General features: G+C 70.1%; 15 protein-coding genes. 12 read left to right on the top strand and 3 right to left on the bottom strand.

Features of this window, described 5'->3' with window-relative positions; all coding sequences use genetic code 11:
* Positions 1 to 23: 23 nt before the first annotated feature.
* Both ABDW35_RS05375 and thrS read right to left on the bottom strand, forming a co-directional pair.
* A complete protein-coding gene (locus tag ABDW35_RS05375) occupies positions 24 to 740 on the bottom strand; it encodes a hypothetical protein (RefSeq protein WP_343712827.1) in 717 nt (238 codons plus the stop codon).
* 86 nt (positions 741 to 826) lie between these two features.
* Positions 827 to 2,041 (bottom strand): threonine--tRNA ligase, encoded by a 1,215-nt coding sequence (thrS, locus tag ABDW35_RS05370; protein WP_343712826.1) that lies wholly within the window; start codon positions 2,039 to 2,041, stop codon positions 827 to 829.
* Positions 2,042 to 2,393: 352 nt separating this feature from the next.
* Between thrS and ABDW35_RS05365 the strand changes: the two genes are divergently transcribed.
* The 8 genes from ABDW35_RS05365 to ABDW35_RS05330 all read left to right on the top strand — a co-directional run bounded on the left by ABDW35_RS05365 (position 2,394) and on the right by ABDW35_RS05330 (position 9,879).
* A complete protein-coding gene (locus ABDW35_RS05365; RefSeq protein WP_343712825.1) occupies positions 2,394 to 2,801 on the top strand; it encodes an MbcA/ParS/Xre antitoxin family protein in 408 nt (135 codons plus the stop codon).
* Positions 2,792 to 3,490, top strand: coding sequence for an RES family NAD+ phosphorylase (locus ABDW35_RS05360; protein ID WP_343712824.1), 699 nt, complete (start codon positions 2,792 to 2,794; stop codon positions 3,488 to 3,490). Before ABDW35_RS05365 ends, ABDW35_RS05360 begins: the two co-directional genes overlap by 10 nt.
* A gap of 111 nt (positions 3,491 to 3,601) precedes the next feature.
* Positions 3,602 to 4,279, top strand: coding sequence for a GTP cyclohydrolase II (gene ribA / locus ABDW35_RS05355; protein WP_343712823.1), 678 nt, complete (start codon positions 3,602 to 3,604; stop codon positions 4,277 to 4,279).
* Complete coding sequence (gene ribD / locus ABDW35_RS05350) at positions 4,276 to 5,586, top strand: bifunctional diaminohydroxyphosphoribosylaminopyrimidine deaminase/5-amino-6-(5-phosphoribosylamino)uracil reductase RibD (RefSeq protein ID WP_343712822.1); 1,311 nt, start codon at positions 4,276 to 4,278, stop codon at positions 5,584 to 5,586. The genes ribA and ribD overlap by 4 nt, the downstream gene beginning before the upstream one ends.
* Before the next feature lie 112 nt (positions 5,587 to 5,698).
* Entirely contained in the window at positions 5,699 to 7,312 is a 1,614-nt protein-coding gene (secD, locus tag ABDW35_RS05345) for a protein translocase subunit SecD (RefSeq protein WP_343712821.1), read from the top strand.
* The gene (gene secF, locus ABDW35_RS05340; protein ID WP_343712820.1) at positions 7,312 to 8,277 is read left to right on the top strand and encodes a protein translocase subunit SecF; all 966 of its coding nucleotides are present in this window, start codon (positions 7,312 to 7,314) and stop codon (positions 8,275 to 8,277) included. The genes secD and secF overlap by 1 nt, the downstream gene beginning before the upstream one ends.
* 7 nt (positions 8,278 to 8,284) lie before the next feature.
* Positions 8,285 to 9,391 (top strand): acetoin utilization protein AcuC, encoded by a 1,107-nt coding sequence (locus ABDW35_RS05335; RefSeq protein WP_343712819.1) that lies wholly within the window; start codon positions 8,285 to 8,287, stop codon positions 9,389 to 9,391.
* 14 nt (positions 9,392 to 9,405) lie between these two features.
* Positions 9,406 to 9,879 (top strand): DUF192 domain-containing protein, encoded by a 474-nt coding sequence (locus ABDW35_RS05330; RefSeq protein WP_343712818.1) that lies wholly within the window; start codon positions 9,406 to 9,408, stop codon positions 9,877 to 9,879.
* Positions 9,880 to 9,881: 2 nt separating this feature from the next.
* Here ABDW35_RS05330 and ABDW35_RS05325 read toward each other — a convergent pair whose 3' ends face one another.
* Positions 9,882 to 10,196, bottom strand: a complete 315-nt coding sequence (locus ABDW35_RS05325; RefSeq protein WP_343712817.1) for a hypothetical protein — start codon at positions 10,194 to 10,196, stop codon at positions 9,882 to 9,884.
* A gap of 172 nt (positions 10,197 to 10,368) precedes the next feature.
* Here ABDW35_RS05325 and ABDW35_RS05320 point away from each other — a divergent pair, with 172 nt between their 5' ends.
* From ABDW35_RS05320 to ABDW35_RS05305, 4 genes are all read left to right on the top strand, one after another.
* Positions 10,369 to 11,628 carry an efflux RND transporter periplasmic adaptor subunit gene (locus ABDW35_RS05320; RefSeq protein WP_343712816.1) on the top strand — a complete coding sequence of 420 codons (1,260 nt, stop codon included), beginning with the start codon at positions 10,369 to 10,371 and terminating at the stop codon, positions 11,626 to 11,628.
* Positions 11,628 to 13,640, top strand: a complete 2,013-nt coding sequence (locus tag ABDW35_RS05315; RefSeq protein WP_343712815.1) for a MacB family efflux pump subunit — start codon at positions 11,628 to 11,630, stop codon at positions 13,638 to 13,640. Before ABDW35_RS05320 ends, ABDW35_RS05315 begins: the two co-directional genes overlap by 1 nt.
* A gap of 2 nt (positions 13,641 to 13,642) precedes the next feature.
* A complete protein-coding gene (locus tag ABDW35_RS05310; protein WP_343712814.1) occupies positions 13,643 to 15,085 on the top strand; it encodes an efflux transporter outer membrane subunit in 1,443 nt (480 codons plus the stop codon).
* Between the two features lie 98 nt (positions 15,086 to 15,183).
* Positions 15,184 to 16,302: a helix-turn-helix transcriptional regulator gene (locus ABDW35_RS05305; RefSeq protein ID WP_343712813.1), complete on the top strand. Its 1,119-nt coding sequence runs from the start codon at positions 15,184 to 15,186 to the stop codon at positions 16,300 to 16,302.
* Positions 16,303 to 16,310: the final 8 nt, after the last annotated feature.

The raw sequence follows: 16,310 nt of genomic DNA, 5'->3' as shown, positions 1-16,310 counted from the left end.
CGATGAAGGGTCGCGGGCCGTCTCTATCCGCCGGCCCTCACGCGGCGTCTGTCGGCGTCCTGCGCCAACTGCTCGATCAGCCCGACCAGTTCACGATGGGCCGTGGTGGCGGGATCGCGAAGGGCGGACACCGGCTGGTCCTCGGTCAGGCGGCTCAGCCGCGCCAGGGCGCGGATGCGCTGTCTCCGCGTCTGCTTGAGATCGGACGAGCGGTACCGGAACAGGATCCGCGCCAACTCGCCGTCGCCGAACAGGCCGTTCAGCTCGGCCCCGGTCGTGTAGATCAGGAACAGCACCAGGATCCAGATCTGGATGAACAGGAAGCGGTGCCAGGAGAACTGCTCCGCCAGGGCGGCGCCGAAGCCGACGATCTGGCCGCTGTCGACGACGTGGTGGATGAGGGCCTCGAGCAACCGGGCAATGAAGACGAAGGCCCAGTAGACGAAGGTCTTGAACAGGATCGGCAGGATCAATGGCGCGTTGTCGAAGCGCCGCAGGAACGGCATCTTGTCGGCAACCAGAACCGCCTTGCCGACCACCAGCGACGCCGTGGTCGCGACCACGAAATTGATCGTGCGGGCCAGGTACTCGGACAGAACCAGATTCTGCGTGAACACGATCAGGTTGAAGCCGACCAGGAAGAACAGGGTCGGCGGCAGGACGTGGCGGATCTCATGGCCGAGATGGCGGAAGACACGATGCAGGCGACCATCCTGCGCCGCCATGGACGTGCTGGCCATCAACCGGCTCCGACGATTGGATCCCGATTGAATCCTGGCGCCGAAGCGGGGCGCGGCAAAGCATAATCCGCCGCGCCCCTGCACATTCAGGCGGCAAGGGCCGGGGTCTCCGACGGCGACCGCGCCTCGGCACTCAACCGCTCGATCGCGGCGGCCAGGGGCAGGGAGTCCTGCCGGCCGTCGCGATAGCGCAGCGCCACGGTGCCGTCCCGCGCCTCGCGCGCGCCGATCGCGGCCAGCACCGGCACCCCGTCGGCATGGGCATCGACGATCTTGCGCGACAGCCGCTCCGGCCGGGCGTCCAGGGCGACACGCAGCCCCGCCGCCTCGAACGCCTCGGCGACCCGGCAGGCCGGGACGACGTCATCGGCGCCGATCGAGGCCACCACCAGCTGCTCCGGCGCCAGCCACAGCGGCAGGCGGCCCTCATGATGCTCGAGCAGGACGCCGATGAAGCGCTCCAGGCTGCCCAGCACCGCATGGTGAAGCATGACCGGCGCGACGGCATTGCCGTGCTCGTCGACATAGGAGGCGCCGAGCCGCTCCGGCATCACCAAGTCGAGCTGGATGACGCCGCATTGCCACCGCCGGCCGCGGCTGTCGCGCAGATGGAACTCCAGCTTCGGGCCGTAGAAGGCACCCTCGCCGGGCAGGGTCTCACAGTCCAGCCCGGCCTGCCGGGCCGCGGCCGCCAGCGCCGCCTCGGCCCGGTCCCAGACCTCGTCCGACCCGGCCCGCTGCGGCGGCCGTGTGGCGAAGGCGACGTCGAACGCGTCGAAGCCGAAATCGGCGTAGATCCGGCGCAGCAGGCCGCAGAACCGCGCCACCTCGGCCTCGACCTGATGCTCGTGGCAGAAGACGTGGGCGTCGTCCTGGACGAAGCCGCGGGCCCGCATCAGCCCCTGCAGCGCGCCGGAGGGCTCGTTGCGATGCACGGCCCCGAACTCGAAATACCGGATCGGCAGCTCGCGATAGGAGCGCACGCGCTTGTTGAAGATCTGGACATGGCCCGGGCAGCTCATCGGCTTCAGCGCCATGATCCGGCCCTCGTCGGCGACGGCGAACATCTGGGCGCCGAATTTCTGCCAGTGGCCGCTGCGGTTCCACAGGCCGCGCGCCAGCAGCTGCGGTGTCCGCACCTCGCGGTAGCCGGCGCGGGCCATGCGCCTTCGCACGTGGTCTTCGACCACCCGGTACAGCGCCCAGCCGCGCGGGTGCCAGAAGACCATGCCGGGGCCGTCTTCCTGCTGGTGGAACAGGTCGAGACGGTTGCCGAGGCTGCGGTGATCGATGTCGTCCATGGGAAGTCTCCGTTGCGTTGAACCGGCGCAGGGAGAGCCCAGAAAGACCAAGGGCCCCGTCCGTCGCCGGCGGGGCCCTTTGGGGATCAGAGGCGCTGTCCGATCAGCGCGCACGACCTCCGCACGACCCGCCTGTGGCGGTAATCGTTTTGGTGGTCGCGGTGGTGATCGGGCGAATGGCGCTCATGAGATGAGTGAGCCATGGCCGGCGCACGGCGTCAACCGCGATGCAACGCGAAGCGGGGCTGCCGTGTTGATGGGACGGGACTTGTCATCAGCCGGGTCTCTCGCTATATTTTATCTCAAACGAGATGAATAATCTCATATGAGTGGGGAAGAGAGGAGCGGTTCGATGATGGCGCAGGAGGCGGCGGCCGCGCCGCGCGGTGCCGAAGGGCGGATGGCCCGGGCCGGGCTGAACGCCTTCTTCAACATCGCCGAAGCCTGGGGGCTGAAGGATGAGGAGAAGCGCGTGCTGCTGGGGCGACCGTCCAAAGCCACCTTCTATCGCTGGAAGGCCGGCGCGACCGGCCATCCCTCGGCCGATACGATGGAGCGGATCTCCTACATCCTCGGGATCTACCGAGCGCTGCAGATCCTGTTCAAGGATGCCAAGCTGGCCGATGGCTGGGTGCGACGGCCCAACACCGCCTCGCCCTTCGGCGGGCGTTCGGCGCTCGATCGCATGCTGTCCGGCAATGTCGCCGACCTGTTCGTGGTCCGCCGCTACCTGGATGCGGAGCGCGGCGGTTGGGGCTAGGCGCCGCCATTCCGCTGCGCCGGGTCGAATGGTCCGAATGCTGGCGCATCATTCCCAGCCGCTATCCGCCGATCGACCTGTTCGAGCGGGTGGCGCCGCCCGAGGATTGGGAGCTGCTGATCGATCTCGAATCCCGCACCAACGACCGGCTGCGCGACCAAGTCGGGCAGATCTCGCTGATCCCGGTGGAGGAGCGGATGAGCGGGCCGGGCACCAGCTTCATCATGGCGCCCTTCACCCATCTGCACCCCGACGGCAGCCGCTTCACCGATGGCACCTACGGCGCCTATTACGGCGCGGCGGCGCTGGACACGGCGGTGGCGGAGACCAGCTATCACCGCGCCCGCTTCTTCGCGGCGACGGCGACGCCGGCGACCACGATCGACATGCGGGTGCTGATCAACAGCCTGTCCGGCGACCTGCACGACATCCGCGGGCTCGGCGCCGAGCTGCCGGGCGTCTACGACCCGGCCGACTACGCCGCCGGCCAGGCGCTGGGCCGGCAGCTGCATGGCGAGGGCTCGTTCGGCATCGTCTATGACAGCGTCCGCCACGCCGGCGGGCATTGCGCCGCCGTGTTCCGGCCGCGCAGCGTGCTGACCCCAGTGATCCAGGAGCGGCACCTGTCCTATCACTGGGACGGGACCCGGATCGCGGCGGTGAACGAGATCCGCGCGTTGCAGACGTAGCGCACCGCATAGCCGATCTCCGTTCGCGGGGCTGGGAATATTGCGATCGGCCACCGATATTGTCCGCACGGTTTCACGAGGTCGGTCGCGGCGCGGCCGTCGGGGTATTCGATGCAGGCACCGCCCGATCCAGGGGTTCAGATCCGCACCACCGTCGCCATCCCGATCCTGGACGGGGCGGGGAAGGGGGTGTTCCACACCTTCAGCGGCTTCAGCGACGGCGGCGAGCATTTCGCCATCGCCCTCGGCCCCCAGGGCCGCGACGTGCCGCTGGTGCGGGTGCATTCGGAATGCCTGACCGGCGACGTCTTCGGCTCGCAGCGCTGCGACTGCGGCCCGCAGCTGAACGATGCCCTGCATCGCATTGGCAAGGAAGGCGGATTCGTCCTCTACCTGCGGCAGGAGGGGCGGGGCATTGGCCTCTACGCCAAGCTCGACGCCTATGTGCTGCAGGACCAGGGGCTGGACACCTTCGAGGCCAATGAGCGGCTGAACTTCCCGCATGACATGCGGGACTACACCCCGGCGGCGCAGATGCTGCTGGCGCTCGGGGTCAAGCGGATCCGGCTGCTGACCAACAACCCCGACAAGGCCAGGCAGCTCGAGGCCGCCGGGATCGAGATCGTCGAGATCGTGCCGACCGGCATCTTCGTCACCGAGCACAACATCCAGTATCTCGAAGCCAAGGTCAGGAAGCACGCGCACCGCATTGATCTGACAGAGATGTCCGACCAGATCGACGCGCTGCCGCGGGCGGTCGGCGGCCTGCGCCGCCTGGGCAAGCCTTGACCCTGACGGCCGGGTTCCCGCTGCAGCCGGGCTTCGGCTTCGGCGGCATCCTTCGCGATACGCTGCCGGAGTCGTTGCGCGATGCCGCGCCGCCGACGCGGGTGGCGGGCGGCGACGAGGCCTGGATGGCGGAGACGCTGCGGATGGCGATGACCCATAACGGGCTGTCGGACCCGAACCCCGTGGTGGGCTGCGTCATCGTCCGCAACGGCCGCGTGGTCTCGCGCGGCGCCACCGAGCGGATCGGCGAGCGCCACGCCGAGCGCGTCGCGGTCGAGGCGGTGCCCGACCGGTCCGTGTTCCGCGGCGCCACGGCCTATGTCACGCTCGAGCCGTGCAGCCATCACGGCCGCCAGCCGCCCTGTGCCGACCTGCTGGCCTCGCTCGGGCTGGCGCGCTGCGTGGTGGCGCTGCGCGACCCGTTTCCGCTGGTCGACGGCGCCGGCCTGGCCCGGCTGCAGGCGGCCGGCGTCGAGGTCAGCGTCGGTACGCTGGCGCCGGAGGCCGCGGCCTGGCATGCGCCCTTCCTGCTGCGGCAGCGGCTGCGCCGGCCCCTAGTCGCAGCGAAATGGGCGCAGACGCTGGACGGGCAGCTCGCCTATGACGACGGCGCCGAGCGCTGGCTGACCGGCAAGGCGGCACGCGCCCACACCCATTGGCTGCGCCAGAAATACGACGCCATCCTGGTCGGCGCCGGCACGGTTCTGGCCGATGATCCAGCCCTGACCGTGCGCGATGCCGCCGGCGACCGGCACCGCCATCCCCTGCGCCTGATCTACGACCCGAACGGCCGGGCCCTGGCGGCCCTGCCGCAGCGGCTGGAGCGGTGGAAGGCCGGGCTGCTCTCCGCCGACGCGCCGACCGTGTTCCTGCTGGGAACCGAGGCCGCGCGACGGGCCGCCGTGCTCGAGGCCCTGCTGCCGCCGTCGGCGGCGATGCTGGCGTTGCCGGACGGGCCCCCGGTCGAGGCCCTGTTCGACGCCCTGGCCGGCCCGGCCGCGGTGGCGCGGCTCGGCCGGCCGGTCGGTTCGGTCATGGTCGAAGGCGGCCCGCGCCTGCTCGGCCTGCTGCTGGAGGCCGGCCGCGTCGACCTGGCCCATGTCTTCATCGCCCCGGCGATCGGCGGCGGCGAGCGCAACCGCATCGCCTTCCCGGGCAGCGCCGCCGCGACGCGGGACTGGCGGCCGATCGCCACCGCTGCGTTGGGCCCCGACCTGCTGGCGGAGTACGTCTCGCCGGCCGCGGCGGCGCATCTGGCGCGGCTTGTCGACGCCGGTGCCACGGTGTCGCCACTTCGCCATGGCTAAACGATCGCGCGCATTGTACCGTGCGCGCCCTGCGGTCCGGCATGCCGGATCTGATCTGTGACGCCTCGGCCGGGCCAGCCCGAACCGACCGGATTGTGAGAGTTCGCCGTCGATGATGTATTTCGCCCCGTGGAAGAAGGTCACCATCCTGGTGGTGTGCCTCCTCGGCGTGATCCTGAGCCTGCCGAACATCCTGCCGCGCAGCACGCTCGACGCGCTGCCCTCCTGGGTCCCGGCGCGCCAGATCAATCTCGGCCTCGACCTGCGGGGTGGCTCGTACCTCCTGCTGGAGGTCGACATGAAGGCGGTGATCGACGGCCGCCTCTCCAACATCCAGGATTCGATCCGCAGCCTGCTGCGGCGCGAGAACATCACCTACAGCGACCTGGCGGTGAAGGACCATTCGGTCAACTTCACCCTGGCTGACCCCAGCCAGGCCGACCGGGTCAGGACGCTGCTCGCCGAGAACCTGGCGACCGGCGCCGTCGACCCGCTGGCCGGCGGCCAGCGTGACCTCGACATCAGCGTCGGCAGCGACGGCAAGGCCAGCCTGACCCTGACCGAGGTGGGGCTGCGCGATCGCGAAGCCCGGGCGGTCGAGCAGTCGATCGAGATCGTCCGCCGCCGCGTCGACGAGAGCGGCACGCGTGAGCCGCTGATCTCGCGCCAGGGATCGAGCCGCATCCTGCTGCAACTGCCGGGCGAGCAGAACCCGGACCGGATCCGCCGCCTGCTGGGCCAGACGGCGAAGATGACCTTCCACCTGGTCAACCTCGACTACCAGCCGGGCCAGCTGGTGCCGCCCGACACCGAGGTGCTGCCGATCGAGAACCCACGGCCGGGCGAGCGAACCTCGATCGCGGTGCGCAAGCGCATCGAGGTCGACGGCGCCAACCTGACCGACGCCCGGGCCGGCACCAACTCGCAGAACGGCCAATGGGTGGTGAATTTTGAGTTCGACAGCGCCGGCGCCCGCCGCTTCGGCCAGGTCACCCAGGCGAATGTGAACAAGCCCTTCGCCATCGTGCTCGACGACAAGGTCATCACCTATCCGAACATCAACGAGCCGATCCTGGGCGGCCGGGGCCAGATCAGCGGCAACTTCACAGCCCAGAGCGCCAACGACCTCGCCGTGCTGCTGCGCGCCGGCGCGCTGCCGGCGCCGCTGACCATCGTCGAGGAGCGGACGGTCGGCCCGGATCTCGGCGCCGACGCCATCCAGGCCGGCATCATCGCCGTCGCGGTCGGCTTCCTCCTGGTCATTACCTACATGACGGCCGCTTACGGCCTGTTCGGAATCTTCGCCAACATCGCCCTGGTCATGAACCTGGTGATCACATTGGCGGTCCTGTCGCTGCTGGAAGCGACGCTGACGCTGCCCGGCATCGCCGGCCTGCTGCTGACGCTCGGCCTGTCGGTCGACGCCAACATCCTGATCAACGAACGATTGCACGAGGAGACGAAACGGGGACGATCGCCGTTCTCGGCGATGGATGCAGGCTTCAGCCGTGCCTTCAGCACGATCTTCGACGCCAACATCACCTCGCTGATCAAGATGGCGATCCTGTACACGCTGAGCACGGGCCCGGTGCGCGGTTTCGCCGTTACCACCGCGATCGGCATCCTGACCTCGATGTTCACCGCCATCGTGCTGGTGCGCCTCATGATGGTCAGCTGGATCCGCCGCAAGCGCCCCACCGTCCTGCCCGTGCTGAGGAAAGCGTGATGTTCTGGCTCCGTCTCGTCCCGGACGACACCAAGATCCAATTCATGCGGGGCCGTATCCTCGGCCTCGCCACCTCCGCCTTCCTCAGCATCGCGTCGGTGATCCTGTTCTTCTATCCGGGGCTGAACTACGGCGTCGATTTCAAGGGCGGCATCACCTTTCAGATCACCACGCCACAGCCGGCGGATTTCTCGGTCCTGCGGGCCGATATCGACGATCTCGGCTTCGGCCAGGCCCAGCTGCAGCAGTTCGGGTCACCGAACGACGTGCTGGTGCGGATGGAAGCGCAGCCGACTGACCAGCTGCAGCAGAAGGCCTATGAGACGATCAAGCAGACGCTGATCGACAAGGTGCCCGGCGTCGTCGTCGGCGCCAGCGATTCCGTCGGCGGCACGGTCTCGGGCGAGCTGTTCACGAACGGCATGCTGGCGCTGGGCCTCGCGCTCATCGCCATGCTGTTCTACATCTGGTTCCGCTTCGAATGGCAGTTCGGCGTCGGCGCCGTGGTCACCATGGTCCTCGACGTCACCAAGATGGTCGGGATCTACGTGGTCACCGGCTTCGAGTTCAACCTGACCTCGATCGCGGCGCTGCTGACCGTCCTCGGCTATTCGGTCAACGACAAGGTCGTGGTCTATGATCGGGTGCGCGAGAACCTGCGGCTGTACAAGGCCATGCCGCTGCGGCAGCTGATCGACCTGTCGATCAATCAGACGCTGAACCGCACCATCGGCACCTCGCTGGCCACCTTCCTGGCCTGCCTGCCGCTGGCGATCTGGAGCGGCGAGGCCCTGCAGCAATTCGCCATCGTCATCCTGATCGGCGTCGTGGTCGCCACCACCTCCTCGATCTTTATCGCCGCGCCGATCCTGCTGTTCCTGGGCGAGGACAAGCTGTTCCGCAAGAAGGCGCCGCCGGCCGCTCCGGCTCCGGGCGAGGGCAAGCCGGCGGGCAAGGGGGCCTGATCCCGCGATGGCGGCGCGGCCGATCCTGATCGGCAGCGAAGTCTACCGGCATTCCAGCTACGGGCCGAAGCACCCGCTGGCCATCCCGCGGGTGTCGACGGCGCTCGACCTGATCCGGGCCCAGGGCTGGCTGGCCGACGGCCAGTACCGCGTCGGGCCGCTGGCGGAGACCGCAGCCCTGACCCGGTTCCATCATCCGGATTATGTCGCGGCGGTGCAGGATGCCGAGCGCGACCAGGACCTCGATCCCGTCCGCCGCCAGCGCCACAATCTCGGCGGGGTCGAGAACCCGATCTTCGGCGAGGTGTTCCGCCGTCCGGCCACGGCCTGCGGCTCCTCGCTGCTCGGCGCCGGTCTCGCGGCCGAGGGCGCGGTGGTCTACAGCCCCGCCGGCGGGCTGCATCACGGCCGGCCCGATCGCGCCTCCGGCTTCTGCTACTTCAACGATCCGGTGCTGGCGATCCTGTCGCTGCTCGACCAAGGCGTCGACCGCGTCGCCTATCTCGATGTCGACGCGCATCACGGCGACGGGGTGCAGGACGCCTTCGCCGCCGACGCTCGGGTGCTGACCGTCTCGGTGCATGAGGCGAAGCGCTGGCCCTTCACCGGAATGGTCGGCGACCGCGGCGGCGGCAACGCCCGCAACCTGCCGATGCCGCGCGAGCTGAACGACGACGAGATGGCCACGGTGCGCGACCAGGCGCTGTTGCCCTTGGTCGAGCGGTTCCGGCCACAGGTCGTGGTGCTGCAATGCGGCGCCGATGCGCTGCATGACGACCCGCTGAGCCGCCTGTCGCTGTCCAACCGCGCCCTGTGGGATGTGGTGGCGGCGGTGGGCGACGTCGCGCCGCGTCTCCTGGTGCTCGGCGGCGGGGGCTACAATCCCTGGACCGTCGGCCGCTGCTGGGCCGGGGTCTGGGCGGTGCTGAACGGCTTCGACCCGGCGGCGCCGCTGACCGCGGAGTCCCGCGCGGTACTGGCCGGGCTAACCTGGTCGCGCCGTCGCGGCACGCCGCCCGAGCCGGCCTGGTTCGACCGGATGGACGATGCGCCCCGGCCGGGCCAGGTGCGGACCGAGGTCCGGGACGTGATCCGCGCCGTCATGGCGCCGTGACAATAGGACGACCGATGAAGACGCTGTTCGCTGCTTTCGCCCTGGTTCTCCTCGCCATCGGCCCCGGGCGGGCGCAGGAGGCGCCGGCCGCCCCGTCGAAGGACAGCGACCTCACGATCGAGACCGCGGCGGGCAAGAGCTTCCACTTCACGGTCGAGCTGGCGCTGACCCCGGCGCAGCAGGAGCGCGGCCTGATGTTCCGTGAGAAGATGGCGCCCGACGCTGGAATGCTGTTCGTGTTCGACCGGTCCGAGCCGCAGGCCTTCTGGATGAAGAACACGCTGATCCCGCTGGACATGATCTTCATCCGCACCGACGGCACCATCGCCAACATCGTCGAGAAGGCGGCGCCGCAGACACTGGACCCGCGCACCTCGGAAGGGCCGGCCAAGGCGGTGCTGGAGCTGAACGGCGGCATCGCCCGCTTCCTCGACATCAAGCCGGGCGACCGGGTGGTCCATCCGCTGATCGCCGCGACGAAGAGCTGAGCTCAGCGCGGCTTGACGGTCTCGTCGTCCGGGCTGGGCGGGCCGGGCAGGGGCGGGGCCCAGTCGCGGCCGGCCGCGATCATGCAGGCCTGCCCGTCGGGCCCGGTGTAGAGCAGGGTCCAACTGCGCCCCTTCGGCGCAGTGAACAGCTCGACCCGGCCGCCGCTGTTGGCGGTGCCGGCGCCAGCCGGCGTTTCCTGGAAGCTGCGCGCCAGATAGTCGACCACAACGTCGTGCGGCCCGCAGGAGGCCGGCGCGGCCTCGACCGGAACCGCTAGAAGAAGGCCAAACAGTGCGATGGCGGCCGCACGGGCCATGCCTGCCTCGAATGCCGTGTCGGGAAAGCCGTATCGGAGGCTGAGGCCGGGAGGCCTGGAAACCGGTATAGTCGGCTTGCCTCGGCCAGACCAGCCATACGACTGCCGGCCCCCGCGCCGGAATTCGCCGGCCGGACCGTGAAGGGGCGACACGACTGCGCGCCGAGGGGGAATGCCCGACACCAGGACTGAGATCGAGCCGAAGCTGCGGGAGGCGACACCGTCGTCCTCGCCTGGATCGGCCAAGGCCGGGCGCGCCAGGCCCTCCCGCCGGCGCCGCTTCATGCTCCTGGCGCTGCTGGTCCTCGGCCTCGCCGCCGCCGGCGGCGCCTGGTATCGCTGGGGTCGCGCGGTGCCGCCGGACCAGCTCTGGCTGACCGCCACGGCCGAGCGCGGCGACATCGAGGACGCCATCACGGCCCTCGGCACGCTGCAGCCGGTCAGCTATGTCGATGTCGGCACCCAGGTCTCCGGCCAGCTGCGGACGCTGCATGTCGCGATCGGCGACCGGGTGAAGGCCGGGGATCTCCTCGCAGAGATCGACCCGACGGTTTATCAGTCGCGGGTCGAGGCCGACCGGGCCCAGCTCGCCAACCTCGCCGCCCAGCGGGCGGAGAAGGAGGGGCAGCTGCTGCTGGCCCGCCGGCAGGCGGAGCGGCAGCGCAGCCTGAAGGCGTCGCGCGCCACCAGCGACGACGCGGTGCAGGTGGCTGAGGCCGCCCTGACCGCGGCCCAGGCCCAGCTGGACGCGATCGACGCCCAGAGCCGGCAGATCCAGTCGACCTTGAAGGGTGACGAGGCCAATCTCGGCTACACCAAGATCTACGCGCCGATCGACGGCACGGTGGTGTCGCAGTCGGCGCGCCGCGGCCAGACCCTGAACGCCAACCAGTCGGCGCCGATCATCGTCCAGGTCGCGGACCTGGCCACCATGACCGTCGAGGCGCAGGTGTCGGAGGCCGATGTCAGCCGGCTGCGGCTGGGAATGACCGCCTATTTCACCACGCTCGGCATGCCGGACAAGCGCTGGTACGGGGCGCTGCGGCAGATCCAGCCGACGCCGGAGGTGGTCAACAACGTCGTCCTCTACAACGCGCTGTTCGACGTGCCGAACCAGGACGGCGCGCTGATGACGCAGATGACGGCGCAGGTGTTCTTCGTCTCGGCTGCAGCCCAGGACACGCTGTTGGTGCCGACCGCGGCGCTGTCGGGCCTGTCGCCAGGCACCTCCTCGGCCGCGCCGGGGCGGGCCACGGTCCGCGTGCTGAAGCCAAGCGGGTCGGTCGAGACCCGATCGGTGACGGTCGGCGTCACCAACAGGGCGCAGGCGGAGATCCTGAGCGGGCTGGAGCCCGGCGAGCAGGTGATCACCGGCTCCCGCCGCCAGAATGCCGAGCCGGCCGCAGGCCAGACCCGGCGCCCGAGGGTCTGATGGATATCCGCGAGCCCCGGCCGACGGCAGCCAGCGACCAGTCGCCGGCAACGACACTAGGTCAGGCTTCGGCCCAGCCGCTGGTGTCGCTGCGCGACGTCACCAAGACCTATGTCAATGGCGACTTGGCGGTGGAGGTGCTGCACGGCATCTCGCTGGACATCCATGCCGGCGAGTTCGTCGCCATCATGGGCACCTCCGGCTCCGGCAAGTCGACGCTGATGAACATCCTCGGCTGCCTCGACCGGCCGACCACCGGCACCTATCACGTCGACGGAACCGATGTCGCAATGCTGGACCGGGACGCCCTGGCGCATCTGCGGCGCGAGACCTTCGGCTTCATCTTCCAGAGCTACAATCTGATCCCGTCGGCCACCGCGGCCGAGAATGTCGAGGTGCCGGCGATCTATGCCGGCATCGCCGCCGCCGAACGGCGAGAGAGGGCGGAGCAGCTGCTGGCCTCGCTGGGCCTGGCCGAGCGCACCGATCATCGGCCGAACCAGCTGTCCGGCGGCCAGCAGCAGCGCGTCTCGATCGCCCGGGCGCTGATGAACGGCGGCCGGGTGATCCTGGCCGACGAGCCGACCGGCGCGCTGGACAGCCGCAGCGGCACCGAGGTGATGGCCCTGCTGCAACGCATGAGCGATGCCGGCCGCACGGTCATTCTGATCACCCATGACCGGGCGGTGGCGGAGCATGCGCACCGGCTGATCGAGATCCGCGACGGCCGCATCGTCGGCGACAGCGGCCCGCGCGCGCCGGCCGTCGCCTCGGCCGGGGCCGACGTGACCCAGGGCGGCGATGCCGGCACGCTGGGCGTGGCCGACATGGCGGAGGCGGTGAAGATGGCGCTGCGGGCCTTGCGCGCCAACCTGTTCCGCACGGTCCTGACGCTGCTGGGCATCGTCATCGGCGTCGGCGCCGTGATCGCCATGCTGGCGATCGGCGACGGGGCCAAGCGGTCGGTGGTCGACCGCATCTCCGCCATGGGCACCGACCTGCTGCTGATCCGCCCGGCACAGAGCAACAACCGCACCGCCGACGGCGTGATCGCGACGCTGGTGCCGGAGGATGCGGTGGCGCTGGCCGGCCTGTCCAATGTCGCCGCCGCGGTGCCGGAGCTGACCGGCACCGTCACCCTGCGCTATGGCAACACCGACTACTCGACGCAGGCCGATGCAACGACGCCGGACTTCACCAGGGCGCGCAGCTGGCAGGTCGAGCGCGGCAGCTTCGTCTCGGCCGCGGACCACGCCGCCTATGCCCCAGTGATCGTGCTGGGCCAGACCGTGGCCCGGATCCTGTTCCCGCAGGGCGTCGACCCGCTGGGGCGTTACGTCCTGGTCAACAACATCCCGTTCCAGGTGATCGGGCTGATGGAGGCGAAGGGCGCCACGCCCTATGGCGCCGACCAGGACGACATCGCCTTCATGCCGCTGTCGACCGGCAGCCTGCGGGTGTTCGGCAAGCGCTTCGTCCGCTCGATCACCGTGCAGGTCGAGGATGTGGCGCGGATCAACGAGACCCAGGCCGACGCGCAGGACCTGCTCGAGGCGCGGCACCGCCGCCAGGACGTGCAGATCCGCAACATGTCCTCGCTGATCGAGACGGTGTCGGCGACGCAGAACACGCTGACCATCCTCCTCGGCTCGGTCGCCGCCATATCGCTGCTGGTCGGCGGCATTGGGGTGATGAACATCATGTTGGTCAGCGTCACCGAACGGACGCGTGAGATCGGGGTGCGGATGGCGACAGGCGCCCGGATGCGGGACATCCTGCAGCAGTTCATCACCGAATCCGTGGTGGTCTCGGCGATCGGCGGCGCCATTGGCGTCGCCGGCGGGCTGGCGGTGGCCGCGGCGCTGCAGGCGCTGGGCACGCCGATCCAGTTCTCGCCCGGGCCGGTGCTGCTAGCCTTCGGCTGCGCCTTCCTCACGGGCCTGATCTTCGGCTACATGCCGGCACGCAAGGCCGCTACCCTCGACCCCGTCGTCGCCCTCTCTGCCGAGTGACCATGCCGCGTCCGATCCGCTTCCCCCGTGCCCTCGCGGCCGTCGTCGCCGTCACCATCCTCGCCGGCTGCGCCGGCCCTGAGGACGACAAGCCCGGCCTCGACATCCCCGGCGGCTGGAAGGCCGAGGGGCCGGCCGGCACCTCCTGGCCGGACACGACCTGGTGGCGCGCCTTCGGGTCGCCGCAGCTCGACCGGCTGATCCAGACCGCCCAGCGCAACAACCAGGACATCGGCGCCGCCGCGGCCCGGGTGCTGCAGGCCGATGCCCAGGCCCGGATCGCCGGCGCGCCGCTGCTGCCCAGTGTCGGCGCCGACGGCAACGCCTCGCATTCGGTCTCGCCCGAGCGCCGCATCAGCGGCTTCGGCGGCACCTCGACCAGCAGCCGGACGATCAGCGACCAGTTCTCGGCCGAGCTGTCGGCGAGCTATGAGATCGACCTCTGGGGCAGGAACCGGTCGGCGCTGCAATCGGCGCAGGCCTCGGCGCTGGCCAGCCGCTACGACCGCGACACCGTGGCCCTGACCGTGACGGCCAGCACGGCCACCACTTATATGCAGATCCTGGAGTTCCAGGACCGCCTGGCGATCGCCAAGGACAACCTGGCCAATGCCCAGCAGGTGCTGAACATCGTGCTGGCGCAGGAGCAGGCGGGCGCCGCCTCCGCCCTCAACGTGGCGCAGCAGCGCACGGTGGTGGCGCAGCAGAAGGCCGCGATCCCGCCGCTGGAGCAACAGCGCCAGCAGTCGGAGACGGCCCTGGCGCTGCTGCTGGGCGAGCCGCCGGAGCGGCTGTCGCTCGGCCGCCAGCCTCTCGACGAGCTGGATGTGCCGACCATCGGCGCCGGGCTGCCATCCTCGTTGCTGGACCGCCGGCCGGATATCCAGAACGCCGATGCGCTGCTGGCCGCCGCGCGGTTCAACGTGAAGGAGGCGAAGGCCGCGCTGTTCCCCTCGATCCAACTGACCGGGTCGGGCGGGTTCCAGAGCGCCGCGCTCGGCACTCTGTTCAACTCCGCCAACACGCTCTACAGCCTCGCCGCTGGGCTGACCCAGCCGATCTTCGAGGGCGGGGCCCTGCGCGGCCAGGTCCAGCTGTCCGAGGCGCAGTACCAGGAGCTGGGCCAGACCTATGTGAAGACGGTGCTGGCCGCCTTCGGCGATGTCGAGAACGCGCTGATCGCCGTCCGGCAGACCACGTTGGCCTACCAGGCGCAGCAGGAGGTGGTGGCCCAGGCGCGCGAGGCCTTCCGCCTGTCCGAGGCGCAGTACACCGCGGGCGCGGTCGACCTGCTGACCGTGCTGAACGCGCAGCAGAGCTATTTCTCCGCCCGCGACCAGCTGGTGCAGGCCAAGTCGAACCGGCTGCAGGCCGCGGTTGCGCTCTACAAGGCGTTGGGCGGCGGCTGGACCGCCGGCTCGGTCAAGGCCGCCGCGGGCAGCTAGCGCCGCTCACCCGAACGGGGCGCGGCGCCGCCCGGAATCCGCCATGTTGCGGCTGGATGCTAGGATCCACTGCGCGGCATCCAGCAGGGGGAGCCGGGTTGTCTGAAGCGGATCATGCGGCCGTTCTGATCGACCGCATCTATGCGGCGCTGGTCGGCGAGGTCGGCTGGGACGTGTTCCTGCAGGAGGTCGCCACCTGCCTGCCGAACGGCAAGGCGACGCTGTTCTTCCACGATCTCGACAGCGGCAGCGGCGCCCTGTCCCTGAATGCCGGCTTCTCGGCCGATGCCACCGCCGCCTATGGCAGCCATTTCAGCCGGGTGAATCCCTGGATGCGTGCGGCGGCGCATCGGCCGGTCGGGCTGGCGGTGCGGGCGGAGCAGATGCTGCCGCGCCCCGAACTGCTGCGCACCGAGTTCTATGCCGACTATCTGCAGCCGCATGGCCTGGGCACCGCCGTCGGGGTGACGGTGTACAAGGAGGAGCGTTGCAACTTCATGCTCAGCGTGCTGGGAGCGGAGACGGACGACGCCACCGTCGATGCTGCCAGGGCGCTGCTGGGCCAGCTGGCGCCGCATCTGCGCCGGGTCTTCAGCTATTACCGCCGCTCGCCCCAGGCCGGCGCCACCCTGCAAGGCGGCCTCTCGGTGCTCGACCTGCTCGGCATCGGCATGATCCTGGTGGCGGGGGACCGGCGGGTCCGCCACTGCAACCCGGCGGCGGAAGCCCTGCTCGGGGGCGATGGCGCGGTCGGCCAGGACGGGGAGGGGCGCCTGTGCTTCGCCGTGTCCGAGGTAACCGCGGCGCTCGACCGCGCCCTGGGAACGATCCGGCTGGGCGTGTCGCGCAGCCTACTCGATACCCAGATGCCGCGGCGGGACGGCGGCCGGCCGCCGTTGCGAATCCGCTTCGTGCGGCTCGATCCGTCCTCGGTGCAGATGTTCTTCGCCGGCGCCGCGGCGATGGTGCTGATCGAGGATCCGGCGGTCTCTTCCGCCGCCACCCGGATCGAGAGCGCCCGCGCCGCTTATGGCCTGACGGCGGCCGAGCTGCGCGTGGCGCTGCGGCTGATCGAGGGGCTGACCCCGGCCGAGATCGCGGCGGTCGACGGCGTGTCGCCGCTGACCGTGCGCAGCCAGCTGAAGAGCATCTTCGCCAAGACCGACACCCGCCGCCAGGCCGAGGTGGTGCGGAAGCTGTCGGCCGGGGTGCTGTAGGGGAGGGG

Origin of the sequence: Inquilinus sp., assembly GCF_039594555.1 — a bacterium.
Lineage (GTDB): Bacteria > Pseudomonadota > Alphaproteobacteria > DSM-16000 > Inquilinaceae > Inquilinus.
The sequence above is the reverse complement of the archived record's forward strand: the minus strand, read 5'-3'. Positions and strand labels throughout refer to the sequence as shown.

Bases quoted from the DNA above. Each gene is read 5' to 3' on its own strand.
- ribA (WP_343712823.1), top strand. From the start codon at position 3,602: ATGCAGGCACCGCCCGATCCAGGGGTTCAGATCCGCACCACCGTCGCC.
- thrS (WP_343712826.1), bottom strand. From the start codon at position 2,041: ATGGACGACATCGATCACCGCAGCCTCGGCAACCGTCTCGACCTGTTC.
- ABDW35_RS05325 (WP_343712817.1), bottom strand. From the start codon at position 10,196: ATGGCCCGTGCGGCCGCCATCGCACTGTTTGGCCTTCTTCTAGCGGTT.
- ABDW35_RS05310 (WP_343712814.1), top strand. From the start codon at position 13,643: ATGCCGCGTCCGATCCGCTTCCCCCGTGCCCTCGCGGCCGTCGTCGCC.
- ABDW35_RS05315 (WP_343712815.1), top strand. From the start codon at position 11,628: ATGGATATCCGCGAGCCCCGGCCGACGGCAGCCAGCGACCAGTCGCCG.
- secD (WP_343712821.1), top strand. From the start codon at position 5,699: ATGATGTATTTCGCCCCGTGGAAGAAGGTCACCATCCTGGTGGTGTGC.
- ABDW35_RS05365 (WP_343712825.1), top strand. From the start codon at position 2,394: ATGATGGCGCAGGAGGCGGCGGCCGCGCCGCGCGGTGCCGAAGGGCGG.
- ABDW35_RS05335 (WP_343712819.1), top strand. From the start codon at position 8,285: ATGGCGGCGCGGCCGATCCTGATCGGCAGCGAAGTCTACCGGCATTCC.
- ABDW35_RS05375 (WP_343712827.1), bottom strand. From the start codon at position 740: ATGGCCAGCACGTCCATGGCGGCGCAGGATGGTCGCCTGCATCGTGTC.
- ABDW35_RS05320 (WP_343712816.1), top strand. From the start codon at position 10,369: ATGCCCGACACCAGGACTGAGATCGAGCCGAAGCTGCGGGAGGCGACA.
- secF (WP_343712820.1), top strand. From the start codon at position 7,312: ATGTTCTGGCTCCGTCTCGTCCCGGACGACACCAAGATCCAATTCATG.
- ABDW35_RS05330 (WP_343712818.1), top strand. From the start codon at position 9,406: ATGAAGACGCTGTTCGCTGCTTTCGCCCTGGTTCTCCTCGCCATCGGC.